The 23,498-nt window shown below is 70.5% G+C and carries 22 protein-coding genes; 8 read left to right on the plus strand and 14 right to left on the minus strand.

From position 1 onward, the window contains the following. Nucleotides 1-50: 50 nt before the first annotated feature. On the plus strand, nucleotides 51-443 hold the full coding sequence (locus B6N23_RS03205) for a glutaredoxin family protein (RefSeq protein ID WP_110070494.1): 393 nt from the start codon (nucleotides 51-53) through the stop codon (nucleotides 441-443). Nucleotides 444-501: 58 nt separating this feature from the next. Here B6N23_RS03205 and B6N23_RS03210 read toward each other — a convergent pair whose 3' ends face one another. From B6N23_RS03210 to B6N23_RS03235, 6 genes are all read right to left on the minus strand, one after another. Then, nucleotides 502-2,559, minus strand: coding sequence for a dipeptide ABC transporter ATP-binding protein (locus B6N23_RS03210; protein WP_305501775.1), 2,058 nt, complete (start codon nucleotides 2,557-2,559; stop codon nucleotides 502-504). Further along, nucleotides 2,559-3,899, minus strand: coding sequence for an ABC transporter permease (locus tag B6N23_RS03215; protein ID WP_305501777.1), 1,341 nt, complete (start codon nucleotides 3,897-3,899; stop codon nucleotides 2,559-2,561). Before B6N23_RS03215 ends, B6N23_RS03210 begins: the two co-directional genes overlap by 1 nt. After that, on the minus strand, nucleotides 3,896-5,023 hold the full coding sequence (locus tag B6N23_RS03220) for an ABC transporter permease (RefSeq protein ID WP_302142387.1): 1,128 nt from the start codon (nucleotides 5,021-5,023) through the stop codon (nucleotides 3,896-3,898). The genes B6N23_RS03215 and B6N23_RS03220 overlap by 4 nt, the downstream gene beginning before the upstream one ends. Then, nucleotides 5,020-7,587 carry an ABC transporter substrate-binding protein gene (locus tag B6N23_RS03225; protein WP_305501780.1) on the minus strand — a complete coding sequence of 856 codons (2,568 nt, stop codon included), beginning with the start codon at nucleotides 7,585-7,587 and terminating at the stop codon, nucleotides 5,020-5,022. The genes B6N23_RS03220 and B6N23_RS03225 overlap by 4 nt, the downstream gene beginning before the upstream one ends. 88 nt (nucleotides 7,588-7,675) lie before the next feature. Next, the gene (locus tag B6N23_RS03230; protein WP_305501782.1) at nucleotides 7,676-8,902 is read right to left on the minus strand and encodes a methyltransferase; all 1,227 of its coding nucleotides are present in this window, start codon (nucleotides 8,900-8,902) and stop codon (nucleotides 7,676-7,678) included. A gap of 10 nt (nucleotides 8,903-8,912) precedes the next feature. Beyond that, complete coding sequence (locus B6N23_RS03235; protein ID WP_305501783.1) at nucleotides 8,913-9,263, minus strand: DUF1722 domain-containing protein; 351 nt, start codon at nucleotides 9,261-9,263, stop codon at nucleotides 8,913-8,915. 146 nt (nucleotides 9,264-9,409) lie between these two features. Here B6N23_RS03235 and B6N23_RS03240 point away from each other — a divergent pair, with 146 nt between their 5' ends. The 6 genes from B6N23_RS03240 (at nucleotide 9,410) to B6N23_RS03265 (ending at nucleotide 14,242) form a co-directional block, all read left to right on the plus strand. Continuing rightward, on the plus strand, nucleotides 9,410-9,733 hold the full coding sequence (locus B6N23_RS03240; protein ID WP_110070488.1) for a hypothetical protein: 324 nt from the start codon (nucleotides 9,410-9,412) through the stop codon (nucleotides 9,731-9,733). Nucleotides 9,734-9,833: 100 nt separating this feature from the next. Beyond that, nucleotides 9,834-10,112, plus strand: coding sequence for a peptidylprolyl isomerase (locus B6N23_RS03245; protein ID WP_110070487.1), 279 nt, complete (start codon nucleotides 9,834-9,836; stop codon nucleotides 10,110-10,112). A gap of 129 nt (nucleotides 10,113-10,241) precedes the next feature. After that, the gene (locus B6N23_RS03250; RefSeq protein WP_305501786.1) at nucleotides 10,242-11,183 is read left to right on the plus strand and encodes an ABC transporter ATP-binding protein; all 942 of its coding nucleotides are present in this window, start codon (nucleotides 10,242-10,244) and stop codon (nucleotides 11,181-11,183) included. Further along, nucleotides 11,180-11,941, plus strand: coding sequence for an ABC transporter permease (locus B6N23_RS03255; RefSeq protein WP_305501788.1), 762 nt, complete (start codon nucleotides 11,180-11,182; stop codon nucleotides 11,939-11,941). The genes B6N23_RS03250 and B6N23_RS03255 overlap by 4 nt, the downstream gene beginning before the upstream one ends. Nucleotides 11,942-12,007: 66 nt before the next feature. Then, nucleotides 12,008-13,006, plus strand: a complete 999-nt coding sequence (gene yejK, locus B6N23_RS03260) for a nucleoid-associated protein YejK (protein ID WP_110067964.1) — start codon at nucleotides 12,008-12,010, stop codon at nucleotides 13,004-13,006. A gap of 132 nt (nucleotides 13,007-13,138) precedes the next feature. Beyond that, nucleotides 13,139-14,242, plus strand: coding sequence for a GGDEF domain-containing protein (locus B6N23_RS03265; protein ID WP_305501792.1), 1,104 nt, complete (start codon nucleotides 13,139-13,141; stop codon nucleotides 14,240-14,242). A gap of 186 nt (nucleotides 14,243-14,428) precedes the next feature. On the opposite strand, the gene trxC is transcribed toward B6N23_RS03265, so the two are convergent. Beyond that, on the minus strand, nucleotides 14,429-14,866 hold the full coding sequence (gene trxC, locus B6N23_RS03270) for a thioredoxin TrxC (RefSeq protein ID WP_110067967.1): 438 nt from the start codon (nucleotides 14,864-14,866) through the stop codon (nucleotides 14,429-14,431). A gap of 171 nt (nucleotides 14,867-15,037) precedes the next feature. Here trxC and B6N23_RS03275 point away from each other — a divergent pair, with 171 nt between their 5' ends. After that, a complete protein-coding gene (locus tag B6N23_RS03275; protein WP_305501796.1) occupies nucleotides 15,038-16,843 on the plus strand; it encodes an ABC transporter transmembrane domain-containing protein in 1,806 nt (601 codons plus the stop codon). Nucleotides 16,844-16,855: 12 nt separating this feature from the next. Here the strand turns inward: B6N23_RS03275 and B6N23_RS03280 are convergent, their stop codons facing one another. From B6N23_RS03280 to B6N23_RS03310, 7 genes are read right to left on the minus strand one after another with little or no spacing between them, the layout of a single operon-like run. Then, the gene (locus tag B6N23_RS03280) at nucleotides 16,856-19,261 is read right to left on the minus strand and encodes a DNA polymerase II (protein WP_305501799.1); all 2,406 of its coding nucleotides are present in this window, start codon (nucleotides 19,259-19,261) and stop codon (nucleotides 16,856-16,858) included. 5 nt (nucleotides 19,262-19,266) lie between these two features. Further along, nucleotides 19,267-19,569 carry a DUF1294 domain-containing protein gene (locus B6N23_RS03285; RefSeq protein WP_119022172.1) on the minus strand — a complete coding sequence of 101 codons (303 nt, stop codon included), beginning with the start codon at nucleotides 19,567-19,569 and terminating at the stop codon, nucleotides 19,267-19,269. Further along, complete coding sequence (locus B6N23_RS03290; RefSeq protein WP_305501804.1) at nucleotides 19,566-20,336, minus strand: metallophosphoesterase; 771 nt, start codon at nucleotides 20,334-20,336, stop codon at nucleotides 19,566-19,568. Before B6N23_RS03290 ends, B6N23_RS03285 begins: the two co-directional genes overlap by 4 nt. A gap of 57 nt (nucleotides 20,337-20,393) precedes the next feature. Then, nucleotides 20,394-20,801, minus strand: a complete 408-nt coding sequence (locus tag B6N23_RS03295) for a hypothetical protein (protein WP_119022174.1) — start codon at nucleotides 20,799-20,801, stop codon at nucleotides 20,394-20,396. A 21-nt stretch (nucleotides 20,802-20,822) separates the two neighbouring features. Further along, nucleotides 20,823-21,137, minus strand: coding sequence for a cupin domain-containing protein (locus B6N23_RS03300; RefSeq protein ID WP_119022175.1), 315 nt, complete (start codon nucleotides 21,135-21,137; stop codon nucleotides 20,823-20,825). Between the two features lie 3 nt (nucleotides 21,138-21,140). After that, nucleotides 21,141-22,088, minus strand: coding sequence for an aldo/keto reductase (locus B6N23_RS03305; protein WP_305501808.1), 948 nt, complete (start codon nucleotides 22,086-22,088; stop codon nucleotides 21,141-21,143). Beyond that, a complete protein-coding gene (locus B6N23_RS03310; protein WP_305501811.1) occupies nucleotides 22,085-23,443 on the minus strand; it encodes an NTP/NDP exchange transporter in 1,359 nt (452 codons plus the stop codon). The genes B6N23_RS03305 and B6N23_RS03310 overlap by 4 nt, the downstream gene beginning before the upstream one ends. Between the last annotated feature and the right edge of the window lie 55 nt (nucleotides 23,444-23,498).

Consider the following 23,498-nt stretch of genomic DNA (forward strand, 5'->3'; position numbering starts at 1 on the left):
AGGCATCATGGGCGCCGTTTCCTTCACCATTCCCGAGGTCACTTCCCCCGATGCGTATCATCATCCGCACCTTCTTCCGCGGCCTGCGCCTGGTGCTGGCGCCGGTCGTGCTGATCGCCGAGAAGCTCTCCACCCCGAAGTCCATCGAGCGCAGCCCGGAGGCCCAGGCCGAGGTCGACAGCGCCTGCGAGAACCTCGCGCTCTACCAGTTCCGCACCTGCCCCTTCTGCGTCAAGGTGCGCAAGGAAATCGCCCGCCTGGGCCTGCCCATCGAGGTGCGCGACGCCCAGCTCGACCCCGATCACCGCAAGGCCCTGGCCGAGGGCGGCGGGCGCATCAAGGTGCCCTGCCTGAAGATCGCCCACGACGACGGCCGCGAGGAGTGGCTCTACGAGTCCGACGCCATCAACGCCTGGCTGCACCAGCGCTTCGGCGCCGCCTGACCCATGTCGCCGGCCCCCAGCGCCTGATGACCACCATCTGATGACCATCGCCTGGACGCTATCGTCCAGGCCCTGCCGCCTGCGCCTCTCCCTCGCCGCCCGGCTGATGCAGCCAGCAGGCGGCGCCGTGGTCCGAGCGCGGCATGAACTCCGGGGGCACCTCCCGGTCGCATAGCCCCGCCATGGCCTGGGGGCAGCGCGGATGGAAGCGACACCCGGCCGGCGGGTCGATCAGGCTCGGCGGCTCGCCGGCAGGCACCTCGCGCAGGCGGGTGGCATTGGCGGCGTCCGGGTCGGAGAGTGCGGCCAGCAGGGCCCGAGTATAGGGGTGCTGGGGGGCGTCGAGCAGGTCGTCCACCGGGGCGCTCTCCACTACCTTGCCGGCATAGAGCACGAAGATGCGCTCGGCATAGTGACGCACCGTGGCCAGGTCGTGGGTGACGAAGGCCAGGGTCAGGCCGCGGTCGCGCTGGATGCCGCGCAACAGCTCCAGGATCTCCACCCGCACCGAGGCGTCGAGCATCGACACCGGCTCGTCGGCGATCACCAGCGCCGGTTCGAGGATCAGCGCCCGGGCGATCACCACCCGCTGCTGCTGGCCGCCGCTGAGCATATGCGGGAACTTGCCGAGGAACTCCTCCACCGGCGTCAGCCGCACCTCTGCGAGCGCCGCGCGAATGCGCCGCTCGCGCTCGGCGCGATCCGTCACACCGTGGATCTTGAGCGGCTCGGCGAGGATGCGCCGCACGTCCAGGAAGGGCGGCAGCGCCCCGAAAGGGTCCTGCTGCACATAGCCCACCCGGGCCCGCCACGCCTTGAGCGCCGCCCCCTTGAGGCCGGCCAGCGATTCCCCCTCGAAGCGCACCTCGCCCCGGGTCGGCCGGTGCAGGCCCAGCAGGGTTCGTACCAGGGAGCTCTTGCCGCAACCCGACTCGCCGACGAAGGCCACCGCCTCGCCGCGGGCCAGGGTGAAGCTGACATCGTCGACCGCCCGCACCGCCCCCACCCGCAGGAAGCCCCACTGACGCAGCTCGAACCAGGTGTGCAGGCCACGGGCCTCCACCAGCGGCGTCTCAGCCATGCTCACCTCCCCCGCTCGGCGCATGCAGCCAGCAGCGCACCCGATGGCGGCTCTCGCTCGCCCCTTCACCCGCTGCCTCCCGTGCGCCCCCTCCCGGAACAAACGCCGAGGGCGACGCGTCGCAGCGGGCGAAGCGCTCGGGGCAGCGCGCGGCGAAGCGGCAGCCGGTTGGCGGGTCGAGCAGGCGAGCAGGCTCGGCGGCTGACCGGGAATGGCCCGCGGGCGCTCGCGCTCGTGGAGCCGCGGCACGCTTTTCATCAGCAGGCGCGAATAGGGATGGGCCGGCTCGGCGAAGAAGCGCGCCGCGCTGCTCGCCTCCACCAGCTCGCCGGCATACATCAGCGCCACCCGGTCGGCCAGCTCGCTGGAGGTGGCCACGTCGTGGGTGATCAGGATGAAGCTGGTGCCCTGCTCCGCCTTGATCTCCTTCAGCACGTTCATGATCGCCGCCTGGGTCAGCACGTCCAGCGCCGAGGTGGGCTCGTCGAGGATCACCAGCTCCGGCTCCGCCACCAGCGCCATGGCCAGCACCGCGCGCTGGCGCATGCCGCCGGAGAGCTCGAAGGGGTAGCGGGCCATGAAGTCCAGCGGCAGCCCCACCCGCTGGAACACCTCGGCGGCACGCTCGAGCGCCCGGCGCCGAGGCCAGCGCTTCAGCTCGCGCAGCGGCTCGGCCACCTGCTCGCCCACCTTCACCACCGGATTCAGGGCGTTCATGGAGGCCTGCATCACCAGCGCCATGCGCGACCACTGCACCTCGCGACGAAAGCGCTCGTCGGAGAGCTCGCTGATCGGGGCATCGCCCAGGCTGACCCGGCCGCTATGGTGGGCCAGGTTGCGCGGCAGCAGGCGCATCATCGCCCTGGCCAGCGAGCTCTTGCCGCAGCCCGACTCGCCGAGGATCACCAGCGCCTCACCGCGCTTCACGTCGAAGCTCACCCCGTCCACGGCGCGCACCGCGCCGCCGCGGGTACGGTAGTGCAGCGCCAGCTCCTCGACGCGAAGCAGGGTCTCGCCTGCCGTCGTCCCTGCCATCACAGGCTCCTCAGTCGTGGATTGAAGACCCGGTCCAGGGCGAAGCCGAGCATGGCGAAGCCCAGGCCGGTGAGCATCAGCAGGATCGCCGGGGCCACCACCCAGTAGACGTAGCCGTTGTAGAGCGCGCTCTGGGACTGGGCGTCGTTGAGCACCTTGCCCCAGGTGGGCAGCTCGGGGTCGCCCAGCCCCAGCACCGCCAGCGACGCCTCCAGGAAGACGAAGGTGGGGATCAGGGTCACGAAGGTGGGGATCAGCACCGGTAGGATGCGCGGCAGCATGTAGCGCATCACGATGCGCAGGTCCGAGGCCCCGTAGGCGAGTGCGGCCTCGATGTAGGGCGCCTCGCGGATCGGCAGCAGCATGGCGCGGTAGGTCTTGATGCCGGCGCTGAAGATGCCGAGCAGCACCACCACCCCGAGCATCAGCCAGATGCTGGTGGAGTAGAGGGTGCCCACCATCACCAGGATCGGCAGCACCGGCAGGATCATGTTGACCTCGGTGAGGCGCTGGATCACCGCGTCCACCCAGCCGCGGTACCAGACCCCCACGGCGGCGATCACCAGGGTGGTCAGGGTGGTGCCCACCGCGGCGATCAGCCCGAAGGCGAGCGCCACCGGGGTGCCCCACAGCAGCGCCAGGCTGAGGTCGCGGCGCTGGTGGTCGGTGCCGGCGATGCCGTGGACCCGGCCGTAGAGCACCAGCTCGGCCCCGAGCCCGGCCTGCTCGTCGAACACCACCGCATCGAGCAGCAGCCGATAGCGACCCTTCAGCACCTCGGGCTCCCCCTCCACCAGGGGGGCGCTCAGCAGGCCGATATGGGGCGCCAGGCCGCCGAGGCGCCGCTCGAGGCCGCGGTCCTGGGAGATCGAGACGCGCTCCTGGCGGCCGACCCGATAGCCGCCCAGGGCCACCTCGCGGCCGTCCGGGGCCTCCCAGGTGAGCCGCACGAAGGGCGCGCGAGCGTGCCCCTCGGCGGCGAGGAAGAGATTGATCTCGCTGGGAAAGCCCCCGTAGGCGTAGTCGAATTCCAGCGGGATCTGCAGCCGCCGCCCGCCCGGAAAGGGCACCTCCTCGACCTCAGCGGCGTGGCTGGCCACCGTCAGGGTTCGGGCGGCGTTGCCGCCGCGCAGGCGGTCGACCCAGGCCGGCGAGGCGTTGACCGGGTGGCGCTGCCACATCTCGCCGCCCCGCCAGCGCTCCAGGGCCTCGCCGTAGGGAATCACCAGCGGCGTGGCGAGGGCCACGACGCCTAGCAGCAGGATGATCAGGACGCCCAGCAGCGCCGAGGGGTAGCGGGCCAGCTCCCGCCAGCCCCTGCGCTCTGTCGCGGCACTCATCGGCGGCCTCCCTTGACCCGCACCCGCGGGTCGAGCAGCGCATAGAGGATATCGAGCAGGAACACGGTCGCCGCCAGCAGGTAGGCGAAGATCACCACCCCGCCGATGATCACCGGCGTATCGCGGTGGCCGATGGCCTGGAACAGCAGCGAGCCGAGCCCGGGCCAGTTGAACACCTGCTCGAGGATGATCGCCCCGCTCCACAGGCCGATCAGCATCAGCATGAAGCTGGTGATGATGGGCGACAGCGCCGGGCGCAATATGTAGCGACGCTCGATGCGCCGCGACGAGAGCCCCTTGGCGCGGGCCATCTCCACGTAGTCCTCGCTGGAGTGGATCAGGAAGAAGGTGCGCCAGGAGTAGATGGAGACGAAGATCGAGGAGAGGAACATGGCGGCCACCGGCAGCAGCATGTGGCGCGCAAGGCTCGCCGCGTACGCGAGCCGGCCCTCCGGCGGCGGCGCGGTGACCATGCCCCCGGCGGGCAGCAACGGGAACAGGAAGGCCAGCAGCAGGATCAGGAAGATGCCGTAGAACCAGCCCGGTGCCGCCGAGCTCGGCGCCAGCGCGATCACCGTACGGTCCAGGGCGCTGCCGTAGCGCCGAGACAGCGAGAGGGCGGCGAACACCGCGGTGAAGAAGACCAGCAGGTTGGCGGTGCCGAACAGCAGCAGGGTCGCCGGCAGCCGCTCGGTGATGATGTCGCGCACCTCCCGGGAGCCGCGATCGCTGTGCATCTGCTCGGCGCGCCCCAGGTCCAGGCTCATGGCCCGCTTCAGGTAGTCGAGGCTGCGCACCACGAAGGGCTGGTCGAGGCGCAGCCGCTCCACCTCCAGGGCCACCTGGCGTGCCACCAGGGCGTTGCGTTCCTCGCCGGGCATGTCGAAGAAGGCCGGGTCGGCGCGCACCGTCTCGACCACCTCGCTCCTGATCTGCACCAGGCGCAGCTCATCCACCTGCCCGCCCATGTTGGCCACCACGATGGTCAGGTAGACCCCCACCAGCACCGTGGCCAGCAGGGCGACGAGACGCCCCAGGGCGAAGAGCAGCAGATGACGCAGGTCGTGCAGGCGGGCGCGACGCAGGGAGGGCCGCCGCGGTTCGGTCGAGGATTCGGGGGTCATCGGGGCACCTCCTCGCCGAATGGCACGGTGGCAAACACATGGGAGGCGAAGGCCGGCAGCGCCACCCGCCGGCTGATCACGGCCAGCTCCAGGCTGTTGGCGCCGCTGCCGAGGGCCGCCAGGGCCTCGGCGTCCAGCAGCACCCGCCACTCGCCGTCGCCCAGCGGCCTGGCCTCGCCGCGATGAGCAAGCGCCCCCTGGCCGTCGAACAGCAGGTAGCTCACCTCCTGGACGTCGGCCTCGGGATAGGGCTCGCCCTCCACGGTGACGCTGAGGCGAAATTCGGCGGCCTCGTGCCCCTCGGCACCGCCGGCCGCCAGGCCATTGCGAGCCCTCGGGCCTCCCGCCTCCACCACCAGGGGGCCATCGAGCACCAGTTCCGGAATGGGCGCCGTGCTCAGTCCGAGCCAGCGGTCGGCGGGGTCGCGATACCCCTCGAAGCGGCGCAGCACCACGCTGCCCTCCACGGGATGCACCGAGTGCAGCCGATAGGGGCCGCTGCCCACCCAGAAGTGGCCGAAGGCCCCGTGCCAGGCGGCGAGGGCCTCCAGGCGCCGCTCGCGCTCGCCCGGCGCGATCCACTCGCTCATGGCCACCTCGTGGGGCAGCTCGCTGGCCTCCCTGGCCTGATCCAGCAGCCGTGCCAGTGCCGGCAGGCTGGGGCCGGCCACCAGGCTCAGCCAGTCGACCCGGTGGCGATCGGCCTTGTTGGAGGAGAAGGCCAGCTCGCCGCGGCGCTCGCCGAGAATGCCCAGCATCAGCACGTGCCAGGGCAGCGGGCTCGGCGCCCGGGCGGCGACGATGCTCTCGGCATCGGGGAAGATCTGGTCGCTGTAGACCTCGATCACCAGGGGCTCGGTGGAGAGGATCCGCCAGCCGCGGAAGTGGCGGCGGAAGGCCTCGAAGGTGGCCAGGTGGGCCGGATCGAAGAGCGGGCTCGCTTCGCTTGCGCGCTCGAAGTCGAGAATCCAGGGCAGCACGAAGTCCGCCGGCGTCAGCCAGGAGCCGTCATGCCAGCGGTGGGCGAAGAGGTCATCGTCGTAGTGGACCCGCACCCGGGTGCGGGCGGTGAGCCCCTCGGGATGGGCCTCCTCGGCGGTGATGAAACGACCGTAGAGGACATCCCAGTCGACCCAGGCGTCGTCGGGCACCCGGATCTGCGCCTCCCGGGTCACCGTCAGCCAGTCCAGGGTCTGCTCCACCGGCACGCCCTGCTCCACCGCCACCTCGGCGCGGGCGATGCGCTGGGGGTGGTAGAGCCCGGTGTAGGGATCGGGCAGCACCACGGGGTCCTGGGTGGCGCGGGTGATCATGCGGTCGAAGGCCCAGTTGCTGCCGGCCACCGGGTTCCAGGGCTCGCCCAGCAGCCCCGGCAGCCCCACCACCATGCGCCCGCCGAGGCGGTCGGTGTAGCGCAGGGTGTAGGGCCACAGCGCGGAGCCCGAGACCCCGCCGGCCAGATCCGCGGCCACCTCGACGTTGGCGGCCCGCGCCGAGGCGTTGAGCTGGTCCACCAGCCATACCCGGGAGGAGTCCGCCAGGGCCAGCGCCAGGGCCTCGGCCATCATCGCCTGGCGCTCCTCCCAGCTCTGGTAGTCGCGCCGCGACAGCCGATCGGCGAGCGCATCGAACTCGGGCGCAGGGCGGTAGGCCTGCCACAGCGGCTCGGCGCGCCCGCGGGGGGTGTAGTAGAAGCTGAAGTTGTCGGCCTGGTCGCGCTGGATCACGATGGAGATCCAGGCGCCGGTATAGAGGTGCCAGTGGCCGGCGGCGGGATCCGTGGCGATCCAGAGCCTGGAGGCCTCCTCGGCGGTGCGGTAGCGCCGTTCCACCTCGAAGCCGAGCTCCTGCAGCAGGTTGGCGAGATAGTCCCCCACCCGGCGGCGCTCGTCCTCGGTGCGGATCAGCAGGCGCAGGCGCACCCGTTCGCCGCGCCAGGTCCAGCGCCCACCCTCGCGCTCGGCGCCCAGCTCGCGCATGCCGGCATCGATGGCGGCGCGGGCCCGCTCGGGGTCGTGGGCATAGTAGAGCTCCAGCGCCCGGGCCACCTCGGCGAGCCGCGAGTAGTCGGGAAAGGCGGTGGAGAGCGGCAGGGTGCGCGGCACGGCCAGGCCGCCATAGAGCTCCTCGGCGACGTGGCGACGGTCGATCAGCCAGTTGAGCGCCTCGCGGATCTCGGGCAGGGCGAAGGGGTTGAGGCTGCCATCGGCAAGGATCGGCCCGGCGGGGTTGAGGGTCAGCTCGCTGGACGTGCCGAAGGCCAGGTCATGATCGGCATGGACGGAGTCGCGCAGCCGGTTGACCACCGTGGGGCTCGAGATCCCCTGGCTGAAGAGCTGGTGACTGCCCGACTCGATCAGCCCGGTGACCCGGCCGATATCGGTCTCGCGCAGGAAGACGATCTCGTCGAGCAGTGCCCCGCGCCGCCCGGCCAGGGCCTCGCGGTCGAGCTCGACGTCCAGGCGCGGCGGCTCCCGCCCGGGCCTGTCCCCCGCTGGCCACAGCGCCACCCCCACTGCCGCGGCCAACAGCAGCGCGCTGATGCCGAGTCCCACGCCTCTCATGATGTCATCCCTGCTTCCGACCAGGCCTCAGGGCTACACTTTGACCGAGCCGGGGCAGCGAGGAAACCGCGCCGCAGCGGTCGGCGTTTCAACGCTTGCGCCCGCGCAGCACCAGGTTGCGAGGGGTGAGCTCCCGGGGACAGAAGGTGCCGAGCTCCACCGCATAGCCGGCCTCCTCCAGGAAGGCCGCACGATCCAGCACCAGCCACACCTCCAGGGGGCGGCGGAAGAGGTGGCGGGCGAGATCCAGACGGGCGACCTCCCGCTGGCGCCGCCAGCCGGCGTCCTCGTGGGCGCGCCAGTCGACCCCCGCGGGCAGCGCGATGCCCTTCTGCTGCGCCGCCCAGTGGCAGAAGCCCTCGAAGGTCGCGGGCATCTGGCCGTAGGCGAGGCTCGGCACCGGCAGGTAGGCATCGACACCGCGCACCTCGCGCTGCAGCCGATCGAAGCCGAGGCGCCAGGCGCCGGCCCGCTCCCGGTGGCGCTGCACGCCACGGGGGGCGGTGACCGTCTCCTGCACGGCCAGGGCCAGGTCATCCCGTTCGAGCACCAGGCCCCGGGCCTCGGCGAGGGCGCGCCCCCTGGTGGAAAGCGGCCGGTAGCGGTCGTCCGCGGTGCGCTGGTAGCAGCAGGGCGCCAGGGTCACGGCACTGCCCGCCGCCGCGGCGAGCGTGAGCAGCCGACGGTGCAGGTCGCCGCAGGCGTGCAGCGCCGCCACCCGGGTCCGGTCGTCCAGCCACGCCGCGGCGTTCTCGGCCATGACGTCCTGCTCCCGCAGCGTCACCCGAGCGCCCTGCCGCTGGGCCAGGGCGCGGCCCGCCTCGCACAGCGCCGGCTGCCACTCCAGGGCGGTCACCTCGATGCCATGATGCCGCGACAGGGCCCGGGCCAGGTGCCCCTTGCCGGCGCACCACTCCACCAGCGACTCGGCCTGGGCGACCTCGACCTGGGGCAGAAAGGCCTGTACCTGGCGCCACTTGCGCCCCCCCACCTGTTCTCCCCAGGCCTCGGGCAGTTCCTCGGCCAGTACCCCGCCCTGCGCCTCCATCGCCGGCAGGGCCACCAGCCAAGCCAGCTCATCCACGGGCAGCCAGGCGGCCAGGGGGGAGTCCGTGAAGGGGTCCTCCTGCAGACGCGCCACCTCGGCGTCAGTGAGCGCCAGCAGCGCCTCGGCAAGCCCCGGCCAGCGCGCCTGCCAGGGCAGCCGCGGGTGCTGGAAGGGCAGGCAGCGCCACAGCGACTGCCATTCGGCCAACCGTTCGGCCAGGCCGGTGAAGCGTTCGGCCAGGCCGGTGAAGCGTTCGAGGTGCGTCATGGGCCAGGGGTCAGATGGCATTGCGCAGCCCCAGCTCATAGGGGTGCGGGTCCAGGTAGGTCTGGCGGCGGATATACTCCGAGCCGTGGCGCTTCAGGTAGTGCGCCAGCAGGCGGATCGGCACCGCCAGGGCCACATGCCCCTGGCGATACTCCTCGATGGCGGCGAGCAGGTCCTGGCGTGTCTCGCCGTCCAGGGCCTCCTTGAGGTAGCCGAAGACGTGCATCAGGGAGCACTCCCCGAGCACCTCCAGGCAGTAGCGCGACCGCTTGTGGCCGCCGTTGTAACGCACCTGCTCGCCCATCAGGCAGGCACTGATCCCCACCGGAATGCCCGCCCCGTTCGACACCGCCTCGCTCATGCTCGCCTCCCTCGATCATCGCTGCGGGGGGTGACGCCCCGCCATTGAGACATGATTGTGACACGACGGCCGCCGCCCGGCATGGTGCCCGGCGGTGTGATATAACGCGCAATCGGGATTCCATCGTTGCCCACAGGGAGGATGCCATGGGCCGCTTCGTCTTCACTCTCGCCATGCTCGCCGGCCTGGCCTACGCCGGCCTTTATGTCTATTACGGCCATGCCGCCCGGCAGGCCATCGAGGAGCAGCTGGAGGCCCGCGGGCTGACGGCCATCGAGGTGCAGAGCCTCGACTACGGGCTGCTCGCGCCGGTGAGCCAGGCGGCACAGGTCGCCGTCGGCATCCGCTATCGCGGCGCCGAGGCCACCCTCGACGTTCGCGTGCTCGGCCATCCGCTCTTCTCGGACGAGGTCCGCCTGGAACTGGATGGCCTGCAGGCCCTGCGACTCAGCATCGGGCTGGGGGGCTGAGCCGGGGTTGCGGCCTGCCCCCGGGCAGGGTCATGCTATCCTCGCCGTGACCGGCCGGCGCCCCCGCCGGCCCCCGAGAGCCAACCTTCAGGAGACTTCCATGGCCAAGGCAACCGCGCGTCATATTCTGGTGAACAGCAAGGAGAAGTGCGAGGCCCTCAAGGCCGAGATCGAGGGCGGTCGCGACTTCGCCGAGGTGGCCCGCGAGAACTCCACCTGCCCCTCCAGCCGCCAGGGCGGCGACCTCGGCAGCTTCGGCCCGGGCCAGATGGTCCGCGAGTTCGACGAGGTGGTCTTCTCCGGCGAGCTGAACAAGGTGCACGGACCGGTGAAGACCCAGTTCGGCTACCACCTGCTGGAGATCACCAGCCGCAGCTGATCGCCTGCCGTGCTGGATGACGCCGCGCATGGGCCACCCTGCGCGGCTTTTTTCTTGTACAAGCCCTGTATCATACGGAGAGTCGCGCTAGGATGGAGGGCATCATCGAACCCGCCACAGGAGCCAGGCATGAGTGAGTCCCCGGTCATCGCGGTCGAGCGGCTCTCGAAGGCCTATGCCGGCGGCTTCGAGGCCCTCAGGGAGGTCAACCTCGAGATCCGGCGGGGCGAGATCTTCGCCCTGCTGGGCCCCAACGGGGCGGGCAAGACCACCCTGATCAGCGTGATCTGCGGCCTGGTCAATGCCACATCGGGGCGGGTGCTGGTGGACGGACACGACAACGTCCGCGACTTCCGCGCCGCCCGGCAGCGGATCGGCCTGGTACCCCAGGAGCTGACCAACGAGGCCTTCGTCACCGTGTGGGACACCGTCAGCTTCAGCCGCGGGCTCTTCGGCAAGGGCAAGGACCCGGCCCATATCGAGGCGGTGCTGCGCTCGCTGTCGCTGTGGGACAAGCGCCACAATCGCCTGATCACCCTCTCGGGCGGCATGAAGCGCCGGGTGCTGATCGCCAAGGCCCTGGCCCACGAGCCGGAGATCCTGTTCCTGGACGAGCCCACCGCCGGGGTCGACGTGGAGCTGCGCCGCGACATGTGGGAGGTGGTGCGCCAGCTGCGCGACAGCGGCGTGACCATCATCCTCACCACCCACTACATCGAGGAGGCCGAGGAGATGGCCGACCGCATCGGCGTGATCCGCCGCGGCGAACTGGTGCTGGTGGAGGAGAAGCACGCCCTGATGCGCAAGCTCGGCAGCAAGGAGCTGACCCTGCACCTGCGCGAGCCCCTGGCGACGCTGCCCGACGCCCTCGCCCGCCACGGGCTGGCCCTGGCCGAGGAGGGCCACGCCCTGGTCTACACCTACGATGCCAACGAACCCGACGAGGACCAGGCCGGCATCGCCGAGCTGCTCGCCGACCTGGAGGCCGCCGGCATCGGCTTCAAGGACCTGCACACCCGCCAGAGCTCCCTGGAGGAGATCTTCGTCAGCCTGGTCAAGGAGACGGCATGAACCTGCAGTCCGTGAAGACCCTCTATCTCGCCGAGATGGCGCGCAGCCTGCGCACCGTACTGCAGAGCATCGTCTCGCCGGTGATCTCCACCTCGCTCTACTTCGTGGTGTTCGGCGCGGCCATCGGCACGCGGATCAGCGAGGTCAACGGCGTGAGCTACGGCGCCTTCATCGTGCCCGGGCTGATCATGCTGATGCTGCTGACCCAGAGCGTCTCCAACGCCTCCTTCGGGATCTTCTTCCCGCGCTTCTCGGGCTCGATCTACGAGATCCTCTCGGCGCCCATCTCCTACTGGGAGATCGTGCTCGGCTACGTGGGCGCGGCGGCCACCAAGTCCATCGCCCTGGGGCTGATCGTGCTGGTCACCGCGCGACTGTTCGTGCCCTACTCGATCGCGCACCCGCTGATGATGGTGCTCTTCCTGCTGCTCACCGCGGTGACCTTCAGCCTGCTGGGCTTCATCATCGGCATCTGGGCCGACGGCTTCGAGAAGCTGCAGCTGGTGCCGCTGCTGGTGATCACCCCGCTCACCTTCCTTGGCGGCACCTTCTACTCCATCGACATGCTGCCGCCCTTCTGGCAGGCGGTGACCCTGGCCAACCCGGTGGTCTACCTGGTGAGCGGCTTCCGCTGGAGCTTCTACGGCATCAGCGACGTCAGCCCGGTGATCAGCCTCGCCATGATCCTGCTGTTCCTGACCGCGGCACTCGCGGTGGTGGAGCGGATCTTCCGCACGGGGTACCGGCTCAAGCCGTGATCGGGTATCGACTCGCGAGCCGGCCGGGTATCATCGCCGCCCTCGCCCACTCTCGCAGGAGGCCCCATGCCGATCCTCAACGCCATCGTCCATCGTATCGAGAAACCCGGTGACGCCACGGCCAGGCTGGTCGCGGCCGAGGCGACGCTGCCCCACACCGATACCCTGGACGCCCTGCTGGAGGGACTCAACAAGGCCTACCACGGCAAGGGCAAGGCGTGGGGCCACTTCGCCGTTGAAGGCACCGAACAGGCGTCGCCGCTGGCCGCGGAGCTGGCCGACTACCTGGCCGATGGCCGCGACTTCGTCGCCCTGACCCGGGCCATCGGCGAGCGCCTGACCACCCTGCTCGATGCCCACCTCTCGGTATCCGGTGACCTGGTCGTGCTGGAGACCCGATTCGGTGACGGGCACTTCCTCACCCTCGCCCTGCTCCACCACCGCGAAGGCTTCGCGGTGGACCCGCAGCTGGCCCTGGTGCCGGCCCGCCAGCTCAACCTGGCCCAGATGAGCCTGGCGGCCCGCATCGACCTCGCCCAGTGGCAGGCCGGAGACTCGCGACAGTACCTCTCCTGGACCCGCGACCGGGGAGGCAAGGCCCTGGCCGAAGGATTTGCCGCCCTGCTCGGCGCCGTGGAGGGCGTGGACGCCTCCGGCGAGACGCGCACCCTGCTCAAGGCGTTCAGCGACTACGTGGAGAAGGAGGACCTGGCCGAGGAAGCGAGCCGCGAAAAGACGTCTGCGCTGATCGACTATGCCAGCGACCAGGCCAGCCGCGGCGAGCCCATCACCCTGGAGGAGCTCTCGGAGGTGCTCGATGAGCAGCAGCCCAGGGCCTTCTATGACCACATTCGTCATGCCGACTACGGCCTCTCTCCGGAGATCCCGCCAGACCGCAAGACCCTCAACCAGTTTCGCCGCTTCACCGGCCGCGCCGCGGGGGTCTCGATCAGCTTCGACTCCCACCTGCTCGGCTCCAGCGTGGAGTATGACGAGGCCACCGACCGGTTGATCATCAAGCAGGTACCCAAGCAGCTGAGGGAACAGCTCAAGCGCCAGGGCTGAGCGCTCTCATCCTCCCTCTGTAGGCGATGGCTTACAGCCAATGTAGGCAATTGCTGGCACTTGCCGTCCACCGCTGGCAGCCCCGGGCTTTCAGGGCCAAGCTGCACCAGATAACCAAGCGATGAGGCCACGGTGCTCGTGACGAGCCCGGTACGCGAGGCATCTGGCATGCGGCAACTGGTGGGAGAGGCGGGTCTGCTGAACTGGCAGGCGGAGTTCAGGGACCCGGCACTGGAGGCACTGTTCAAGCGCTCGATCCTGGCACACCACGCCTGCCAGCTGCGCCTGGCGCTGTGCCTGATCGCCGGGCTCTTCCTGGCCTTCGCAGCGGCGGACTACAGCGTGCTGGGGCTCGGGGGGGACTTCTTCATCCTGCTCGTCGCTCGTCTGGCCACCGTGGCCGCCTGCCTGGCCGTAGCGCTGGCGGTGTGGCGCAGGCCGGGGGTGGCCCACAGGGTGTTGCCGGTCAACCTGGTCAGCCTGCTGTGCCTCTCCGTCATACTGATGACCATCCTGCTGCGCCCCATCCATACCGGCATCCACGTCGCCTCCCTGGTGGTGGCGAGCATGGCGCTCTACCTCTTCCTCCCCAACCGGTTGCCCTGGATGCTCGCCGGCAACGCCTATCTGCTGGCCGGTTTCCTGACGGTTTCGCTGGTGGGCTCCAGCCTACCCCCGATGCTGGTGATGACCAGCCTGCTGCTGCTGCTGTTCGTCAATCTGCTGGGCTGGCTGACGATCCTCCATCTCAAGCGCCTCAAGCGCGAGCAGTTCGCGCTCCTGCTGGAAGAGCGGCATATCAATCGCCGCCTCAAGGAGGAGATCCGCGAACGCAAGGAACTGGAGGCACGCCTGCGCTACATGGCTTGTACCGATGGCCTGACCGGCGTCGCCAATCGGCGGCATGTCTTCGAACTGGCCGGCCAGGAGCTGCGTCGTGCCCGGCGCGACGGCACGCCGCTGTCGATCTGCATGGTCGATGTGGACCTGTTCAAGCGGCTCAACGACCTCCACGGCCATGCCGTAGGCGACATGGTGCTCACCAGCGTGGCCGGCTGCTGTCGGTCGGTGCTGAGGGAGTGCGACATTCTCGGCCGCTACGGCGGCGAGGAGTTCGTGATCGTGCTGCCACTGGCCGACCTCGCCACCGCGGCGGCCGTGGGCGAGCGGCTGCGCGGCTGCGCCGCAGGGTCAGCGGCCTGGCGCTGCCGATGCTGGGCCAGCAGGCCCAGCTGAGTGTCACCGTGGGCATCAGCCAGATCGCGCCCGGAGAGTCACGCCTCGACCCGGTGCTGCTGCGCGCCGACCGGGCCCTCTATGCCGGCAAGGCGCGCGGCCGCAACCGCGTGGTGGTGGCCGGCTCCCCCCCGAAGGGCATGCGCTTTGACTCCCCCACCACGCTGTGGCTGCCGGAGCTAGCCGCTATGCCAGATGCGGAGATAGCCACTGACGAAGCTGAGGCCCCTGTAGCAATCCCGGCTGACGAGCCACCTCCTGGCCGTTCCTGAACACGATCAGGGTGGGAATGCTGCGGATGCCGAAGCGCCCGGCCAGGGGCTGCTGGGCCTCGGTATCGAGCTTGGCGAAGCGCATGCGCGGCTCCAGCTCGCGAGCCGCCTCGGCAAAGATCGGCGCCATCATCTTGCAGGGGCCGCACCAGGCGGCCCAGAAGTCCACCACCACCGGCAGCTCGCTGCGCTCCACCAGGGCGCGGAAGTTGGCTGACGTCAGCTCGACCGGCTCGCCGGTAAACAGCGCCTGCTTGCACCGGCCGCACTTCGGGCCGTCGTGCAGGCGCGCCTGGCTGACGCGATTGATGGCGCCGCAGTGCGGGCAGCCGAGGGTCAGGGCGTCGGACATGGGGGCTCCGGGTCGGGGTCATTGATCTCGACTATGGCGCCTGGCCCCTCCCCCTTCAAGCGTCACCGCATCGCGCAGCCGGCCACGCTGCCTGCCATGCCCTGCGAGGGCCTTGCCGGACGGCCATCGTCGGCACATGCTATCTCCCTCTTCCGCCTGCCGAGATCCGCGATGAGTTCACGCCCCGACCCGCGCGTGCTGCTGCGCCTGCTGGGCCTGCTGGTCCCCTATCGATGGCGACTGGCCCTGGCGGCCCTGGCCCTGCTGGCGGCCTCGGGCAGCGTGCTGCTGCTTGGCCAGGGGCTGCGCCTGGTGATCGACCGCGGCTTCATGGCCGCCGACGGCGACGCTCTGAGCCACACCCTCGGGATGATGCTTGCCGTGGTGACGGTACTGGCCATGGCCTCGGCGCTGCGCTACTACCTGGTGACCTGGATCGGCGAGCGGCTGGCCGCCGACCTGCGCCGTCGGGTCTTCGACCACCTGCTTACCCTGGAGCCCGGCTTCTTCGAGAGCGCCCAGGCACCCGGCCAAGCCGCGGGCGAGATCACCTCGAGGCTCACCGCCGATACCAGCGTGCTGCAGAGCCTGTTCGGCTCCTCGGTCTCCCTGGCCCTGCGCAACCTGCTGATGCTCATCGGTGCCGTGGCGCTGATGCTGGTGACCCAGCCCTGGCTCTCGGCCATCGTCCTGCTAGGCATTCCCGCCACGGTGCTGCCGATCCTGTGGTTCGGGCGGCGGGTGCGGCGGCTCTCCCGCGCCAGCCAGGACCGGGTGGCGGAGCTCGGCCGCTATGCCGACGAAACGCTTACGGGCATCCGCACCGTCCAGGCATTCACCCACGAGCAGCTAGACCAGCGTGACTACGCGGGCCGCGTCGAGGAGGCCTTTTCCAGCGCCATCCAGCGCACCCGTCAGCGCGCCTGGCTGACCGGCATCGCCATGCTGGCCGTCTTCGCGGCGGTGGGCATCATGCTGTGGCAGGGCGGCCAGGCGGTGCTGGCCGGCACCATGACCGCCGGCGAGCTCTCGGCCTTCGTCTTCTATGCGGTGCTCGCGGCCGGCGCCGTGGCGACCCTGGCCGAGGTGGCCGGCGACGTGCAGCGCGCCGCGGGCGCCGCGGAGCGCCTGCTGGAGCTTCTCGATACCCGGCCGGCCATCGCGCCGCCGGCGCATCCGGTCCCACTGCCCGAGCCGCTCGCCGGCGAGCTGCGCTTCGAGGGGGTGAGCTTCACCTACCCGGGGCGGAAGACCCCAGCCCTGGCGGGGTTCGACCTGACCATCCAGCCGGGTGAGAGGGTGGCGCTGGTGGGCCCCTCCGGGGCCGGCAAGAGCACCCTGCTCGCCCTGCTGCTGCGCTTCCATGACCCCGACGCCGGCACCCTGCGCCTGGATGGCATCGACCTGCGCGAGCTGGACCCCGGCGCGCTGCGCTCGGCCCTGGGGCTGGTGGCCCAGGAGCCGGTGCTGTTCACCGGCAGCGTGGCCGACAACCTGCGCTACGGCGACCCCGAAGCGGATCTGGAGACCCTGCGCCGGGCGGCCCGGGACGCCAACGCCCTGGCCTTCATCGAGGCGCTGCCAAGGGGGTTCGACACCCCCCTCGGCCCGGGCGGGGTGCAGCTCTCCGGCGGCCAGCGCCAGCGCCTGGCCATTGCCCGGGCGCTGCTCAGGGATCCGCGGGTGCTGCTGCTGGACGAGGCCACCAGCGCCCTGGACGCCGAGAGCGAGCGGCTGGTGCAGCAGGCTCTGGACCGGCTGATGGTGGGGCGCACGAGCCTGGTGATCGCCCACCGGCTGGCGACGGTGGTGGCGGCGGACCGACTGCTGGTGCTGGACGAGGGCCGGCTGGTGGCCGCCGGCCGCCACTCGGAGCTGATGGCGTCGAGCCCGCTCTATCGCCACCTGGCGGAGCTGCAGTTCGGGCGGCATGCGTCGGCCTTGGTAACCGACACAACACCCCAGGCCCACAGCTGACCCCTCTAGCGCTCAGAAAAGCCCCAGCTGACGGTCGACCAGGCTGGCGAAGTCGTCGCCCACGAAGGGCAGGATGGCGTCGGCCACCGGCTGGAGCTGGCGGGTCAGGTAGTGGTCGGTGTCGATGGGCGAGCGGTGGGCCTCCAGGGGCTCGGGACCGGCCAGGGTCATCACGTAGCGGATCCAGCCGCCGTGCTGGTACTGGCGCGGCCGCCCGAGGCGGTCGTTCTCGGCATCGGCGAGCCTGGCCGCCCGCACGTGGGGCGGCACGTTGCGGCGGTAGTCTTCGAGGCGGCGGCGCAGCCGCTTGCGATAGACCAGCCGCTCGTCGAACTCCCCCGACCGGGCGCGCGCCAGGAAGGCCTGCACGTAGCCGCGCACGTACTCCCGCCAGGGCTCGCCGGTGAAGACCCGCCGGTAGAGCTCCTGCTGGAACGCCTTGGCGAGCTCCGTCCAGTCGGTGCGCACCGTCTCGAGCCCCTTGAACACCAGCCGCTCCTGGCCGTCCTTGTCCCGCACCAGCCCCGCATAGCGCTTCTTGCTGCCCGCCTCGGCGCCGCGGATGGTGGGCATCAGGAAGCGCCGATAGTGGGTCTCGAACTGCAGCTCCAGGGCACTCGCGAGGCCATACGCCTCGGCCAGGTGCTCGCGCCACCAGGCGTTGACCTGTTCCACCAGCCGATGGCCGATCGCGGCCGCCTCCGCTTCCTCGCAGGGGCGCCCCAGCCAGACGAAGGTGGAGTCGGCGTCGCCGTAGATAACGGTATACCCTTCACCCTCGATCAGCTCCCGGGTGCGGTGCATGATGGCGTGGCCGCGCATGGTGATCGAAGAGGCCAGCCGCGCATCGAAGAAGCGGCACCCCTTGGAGCCCAGCACCCCGTAGAAGCTGTTCATGATGATCTTGAGCGCCTGGGAGAGCGGCGCATTGCCGGCACGCTTGGCGGCCTCGCGCCCGGCCCAGACCCCCTCGACGATGGCCGGCAGGGCGTGGCGGGTACGCGAGAAGCGCGCGCCGCGAAAGCCCGGCACCGAGGCGGCGTCCGAAGGCTCGGCGAGCCCCTCCACCAGCCCCGCCGGGTCGATCAGGAAGCTGCGGATGATCGAGGGGTAGAGGCTCTTGAAGTCGAGCACCAGCACCGAATCGTAGAGGCCGGGGCGGGAATCCATGCCGAAGCCGCCGGGGCTCTCGGCGTTCTCTCCCTCGCCGAGGCTCGGCGCCACCAGGCCCAGGCGATGCAGCCGCGGCAGGTAGAGGTGGGTGAAGGCGGCCACCGATCCGCCGCTGCGGTCGGCGGGCAGGCCGGTTACCGCGGCCCGCTCGAGCAGGAAGTCCAGCAGTTCGGCCCTGGCGAAGATCCGCGTAACCAGCTCGCAGTCCTGTAGGTTGTAGCGGGCCAGCGCCGGCTTGTCCTCGGCGAACAGGCGCAGGATCTCGTCCAGGCGCTGGTAGGGGTTGTCGATCGCCTTGCCCTCGCCGAGCAGTTCCCGGGCCACGTTCTCAAGGCTGAAGGAGGGGAAGTGCCAGGTGGCCGAGCGCAGCGCCTCGATGCCGTCGATGATCAGCCGCCCGGCGGTAGCGGCGAAGAAGTGGTTGGGCTGATGGCCGTGGGCGCGCCACTCGAGCTCGCTGCCCCCGCGGCCGAGCCTGAGCGGCACGCCGAGCCGCTCGGCGTGGTCGCGCAGCACCCGCAGGTCGAACTGCACCAGGTTCCAGCCGATGATGGCGTCGGGGTCATGCTCGGCGAACCAGGCGTTGAGGCGCCGGAGCAACTCGGCGCGACTCGCGCAGTACTCGAGCGCGAAGTCGTGATCGCCCGCCGCCCCGTTGGCCGGCCCCAGCATATAGACCTGGCGCTGGCCGCACCCCTCAAGGGCGATGGAATAGAGCTCGCCTCGGCCGCTGGTCTCGATATCCAGCGACACCGTGCGCAGCCGCGGGCGATAGGCCGGGGCCGGGCGCAGGCGCGCCTCGGCTAGGCCGCCCTGTCCATCTACCTTGCCCGTGACCTCGACGGGGGCGGTGATAAAGCGCTCCATCAGATAGCGCTCCGGTGGGCGGATATCGGCCTCGTAGAGCGCCAGGCCGGCCTCCCCCAGGCGCCGCTCGAGCCGGAGCAGCTGGCGGTACTGTTCGCAGTAGAGGCCGAGCACGGGGCGGTGTTGGAAGTCGCGCAGCTCGAGCTCGCGCAGCGTCACGCCGGGCTCGCCGGCCAGCAGCGCCTCGGCCTGCGCTCGCTGCTCGGCGGGCAGGAAGGCCACCGATGTCTGAACCGGCAGGCGCACCAGCAGCGGCCCCTGGTCGGTGGCAAGCCACAGGGTGACCTCGGTGCCTCGGGGCGTGTCCTCCCAGTGGCGGGTCAGGATAAAGCCTTGGCGGGTGATGCCCTCACCCCGGGCGCTGCCATGGTGCGTCAACTGCCCTACTCCAGACCCGCCAGCCGGCGCAGGCCCAGGGTGGCCTCTGCCGTGGCCAGCCACGCCACCAGGCCGACATTGAGCGCCACGCAGCCCCAGAGGATGGCGCCGAAGGGCTGCTTGCGGGTCTTGTGGCGGAAGGCGCGCCGGGCCAGCAGCGCCCCGGGCCAGCCCCCCGCCAGAGCCACCAGATGCAGGGTCGACTCGGGGACGCGGCGGCGATCGCAACGAGCCGCGGCCTTGTCGATGCCGTAGAGGGCCGCGGCCGCCAGGCTCGCCGGCAGGTAGAGGCCGATCAGCCAGGTCATTTGGCCGGCACCTCGATGATCAGATCCGATGTGAACAACGGTGGGTTGAACTCGTCGGGATACCCGCCAGGGTTGGCGACAATACGCGTTCCCGACACTTCCAGGTCTACCGGCTCATGCACATGGCCGTGGACCCACAGGTCCATGCGGCCCATCAGCCGCGGCAGATGGGAGGCGAAGGCCGGCGACAGGGCATCACCGCGGTAGCGCGGCGGAATACCCTCGGCCGGGGGGGCATGGTGGCTAATCACCACCCGGGGACCGCTGAACGGCTCCACAAGCTCCGCCTCCAGCCAGGCCAGCGCCTCGGCATGCAGGCGGCGGCTCTCGGCCGGGGTGAAGACCTCCCCTTCCGGCTGCTCGATGATGCGGAAATCCGGCATCAGGGCCAGCGCCCTGGCCTCGGTCAGCGCCGGGTCGTGATCGGGCTGGCCGGCATGGAGGGCGAAATCGGTCCATAGGGTCGTGCCGTGGAAACATACACCGCCGAGGGTCAGGGTGTGATTGTCCAGCAGATGGATGCCCAGCCGAGCGGCTTCGGTAGCCAGTTCACGGCGCAGGGCCGGCATGCAGGTGCCGTAGAATTCGTGGTTGCCGGGTACATAGAGGATCGGCGTACCGGCGAAGCACTCTGCTGCCCAGGCGAGCCCACGGGTGCCAGAGTGAATGTCACCGGCCAGGATTACCGCATCGGCGTTGACCTCCGGCAGCTCCCTCGCAGTGTCGAAGTGTTCCAGATGAAGATCCGAAAGTACCCTCAGGCGCATCGTCGGTCCCTTGCAGCGAGCCATTTCGGCCAGTGTGATACACCCGCCGGAGGAACTCTACTTCCCGGTCAGCACCTCGAAGACTCGCCGGGTCCCCTCCCGGTTGCGCCGCTGCTGGTCGCGATACTCATCGGTGTCGATCTCGGGCCAGCGCTCGCCGCGGCGCTTCACCACCGGCAGGCCCGGCTCGCCGTGGTGCCAGAGCCGGTGGGGCACCTCCACCTCCCGGACCCCGCCACCGTCCAGGTCGACATGCCACACATGGTGGTAGTCCCTGGGGCGGCGATGCGTGCCCGGCGCGTCGAGGCGCAGCAGCCTGGGGCTGCGGGTCGTCTCGATCAGGTTGCCGCTCCAGGCCTGGCGCGTCTCCCGGGCCGGCGCCAGCCACAGCTGCCAGGCCACCATCGGCAGGGCCAGAGCGAGCAGCAGCAGGATGCGTCGAAGCGTGCGTGGGAGCTTCTCCATGGTGGCCTCCCTGGTGCCGGGTCAGTCGTAGTGCACCGCCAGCCACACGGTCGCCTCGTCCGGATCGGTCCAGGCGACCCGGTGCCGTCGGTGGGCGGAAATCAGCAGGTGGTCCCCGGGGCCGAGTGAAACCTCCTCGCCGTCCTCGAAGGCGACCACGCCGCGGCCCCTGAGTACCAGCACCCACTCGTGGCGCGGCTGGTCGTACCAGCCGGTCTCGGGCGAGGTATGCCCCCGGGAGACGATGCGCTCCACCGTCACCGAATCCCCTCTGACGAGTTCCTCGAAACGCTCCTCGGGAAGGCGATCGGGAATCCCCTGGAACAGATTCGCCACGGCTCAGAGCCCCTCGACGTGGGCGATCATGCGCCGGCGCATCGCCTCGTCCGGCAGCTCGCCGCGCGCGCCCCCCATGTTGTCGATCATGTGGCGGGCGCGGCTGGTGGCCGGGGTGGCCACGGTCACCGCCGGGTGGCTGATCACGAACTTGAGGAAGAGCTGGGCCCAGGAGTGGGCATCGAACTCGGCGGCCCAGTCCGGCACCTCATGGCCGCGCACCCGCTCCCAGAGCCGGGTGCGCCCGAAGGGGGCATAGACCAGCACGCCGATGCCGCGGTCACGGGCCAGGGGCAGGATGCGCTCCTCCATGAAGCGATTGTCGATGGCGTAGTCGATGCCGACGGTGTCCAGTGGCTCACGTTCCATGATTTGCTCGAGCGCCTCGTAGTGTCGTTCGAAGGTGGTGGTCACGCCGATATGGCGCACCCGCCCCTCCTCGCGAAGCTCCTTGAGCAGCCCGAGCTGGGTCGGCACGTCGCCCAAGTTGTGCACCTGGATTAGGTCCAGCGGCGTCTTGTCCAGGCGCCGGAAGGAGGTCTCGATCTGCTCGCGAGCCGCCTCCGGGTCGGCGCTGCCGCCGTTGCGGCCCGCCACGTTGACCTTGGTGGCCCAGAAGAGCGTCTCGGAGAGACCAAGCTCCGCGGCGAGCTCGCCGGCCACTGCCTCGGAGGCGCCATAGCCCGGCGCGGTGTCGAAGACCCGCCCGCCCTCATCGACCAGCGTCTGTAGCACCTCGCGCAGGGCGGCAACATCCTCGCTGCGGGCGACGCTGGCGAAGGTGGCCGAGCTGCCGAGCCCCACCGCCGGAACGCGCACGCCAGTGGAGGGGATGGCCCGGGTGATCAGCTCCCCGCGAGGCGGCTGGGCGAGCAGGCCCGTGGAGAGCGGCAGGGTGGCGGCGGCACCGGCCGCCAGGCAGAGCTTGAGGGTATCGCGACGCGAGATCATGAGGGTCTCCCTTGTGAATCGAGGGTCGTGGTGGAGGCCGGGGCATCCGCCTCGGCGGCGATGTGCCCCTGGGTGCGGCCCAGCCAGAGCGCCAGGGCCGCCCAGGCGAGCGCCAGGGCCGCCCAGGCGAGCGCCAGGGGCACGGCGACGCTGGCCACCGCGGCCAGGCCCATGCCGAGCCGACCCAGCGCGCCCTCGACCTGGGCACCCACCACGTCGCCGGCGCGGTAGACGAAGGTGTCGATGGCAGCCTTGGCCTTGTACTTCTCCTCCCGGCTGGTAACGGTGTAGAGGGTCTCCCGGGCGGGGCGCATCAGGGCGCGCTGCACGGCCCGGAAGACCGCCTCGAAGGCGATCAGCGCGGCCAGGGAGCCGACCATCGCCAGGCCGATGAAGCCCAGCAGGGTGGTCATCGGCAGCAGCAGCAGCGCCAGGGTGAAGGCGACGCCGAGACGCTTCATCAGGTGGCCGGCCACGAGCGCCTGCATCACCAGGGTCGCCACCTGGGTGATCAGGTCGATGCGTGCGAACCAGGCGGTACGCAGGTCCAGGTCATCGCCCAGGGCGGCCACCATCTGCAGCCGCGTGAAATAGAGAAAGGTGGCCATGATGGCGAGTATCACCACGTAGGCGGCGATGCCGAGCAGGTAGCGCGACCGGGTCAGGGCGCGCAGCCCGGCCCAGGCGCTGCCGCCGATCCGCTCGCGCTCCTCCACCACCGGGGCCTCGTCATCGCTCTCCCGAGGCCGATGGGGCTGGCAGAGGGCCACGCCGCAGGCGGCGGTGAGCGCCAGCAGCAGGAAGCCGATGGCCACCAGCAGCAGCGCCGGGGTGCCCAGCGGCTCGGCCAGCCGCCCGGCCAGCCAGGGTCCGAAGATCGCCCCGCAGGTGCCGCCCACGGCGATCAGCCCGAAGAAGCGCTTGCCCTGGGCCAGCGAGAAGCGGTCGGCCATCAGCGCCCAGAAGAGCATGGTGACGAAGAGGTTGAAGACGCTGAACCAGACGTAGAAGACCTGGCCGGAGGCCACGCCGACCGCACCAGGGGCCAGCGTCATCAGCAGGTAGAAGGCACCGAGGCTGGCGGCGAAGAAGAGGTAGGTGGCGGCGATGAAGCGCAGCCGCGGCAGGCGGCTGACCAGCAGGCCGAACAGCGGGTTGACCAGCAGGGTCACGAGGGCGGTGCCCATGAAGAGCCAGCGCACCGCCTCGATGCCGCCGCGCAGCCCCAGGGCCTCCCGGGCCGGGCGCAGCACCATCAGGGCGGTGAGGACGCAGAAGAAGAACAGCACTGCCAGCAGGACCGGCAGGCGCTCCTCGGGTCGCACATTGAAGAGGCGCTGAAGGGAATCGGGCATCCAGAGGGTCCTTTCGGCTTTCCCTTGACCTTAGCAGGCATCCGCCGGGGCTACT

This window comes from Halomonas alkalicola, from assembly GCF_030704205.1.
In the GTDB taxonomy this organism is placed as follows: domain Bacteria; phylum Pseudomonadota; class Gammaproteobacteria; order Pseudomonadales; family Halomonadaceae; genus Halomonas; species Halomonas alkalicola.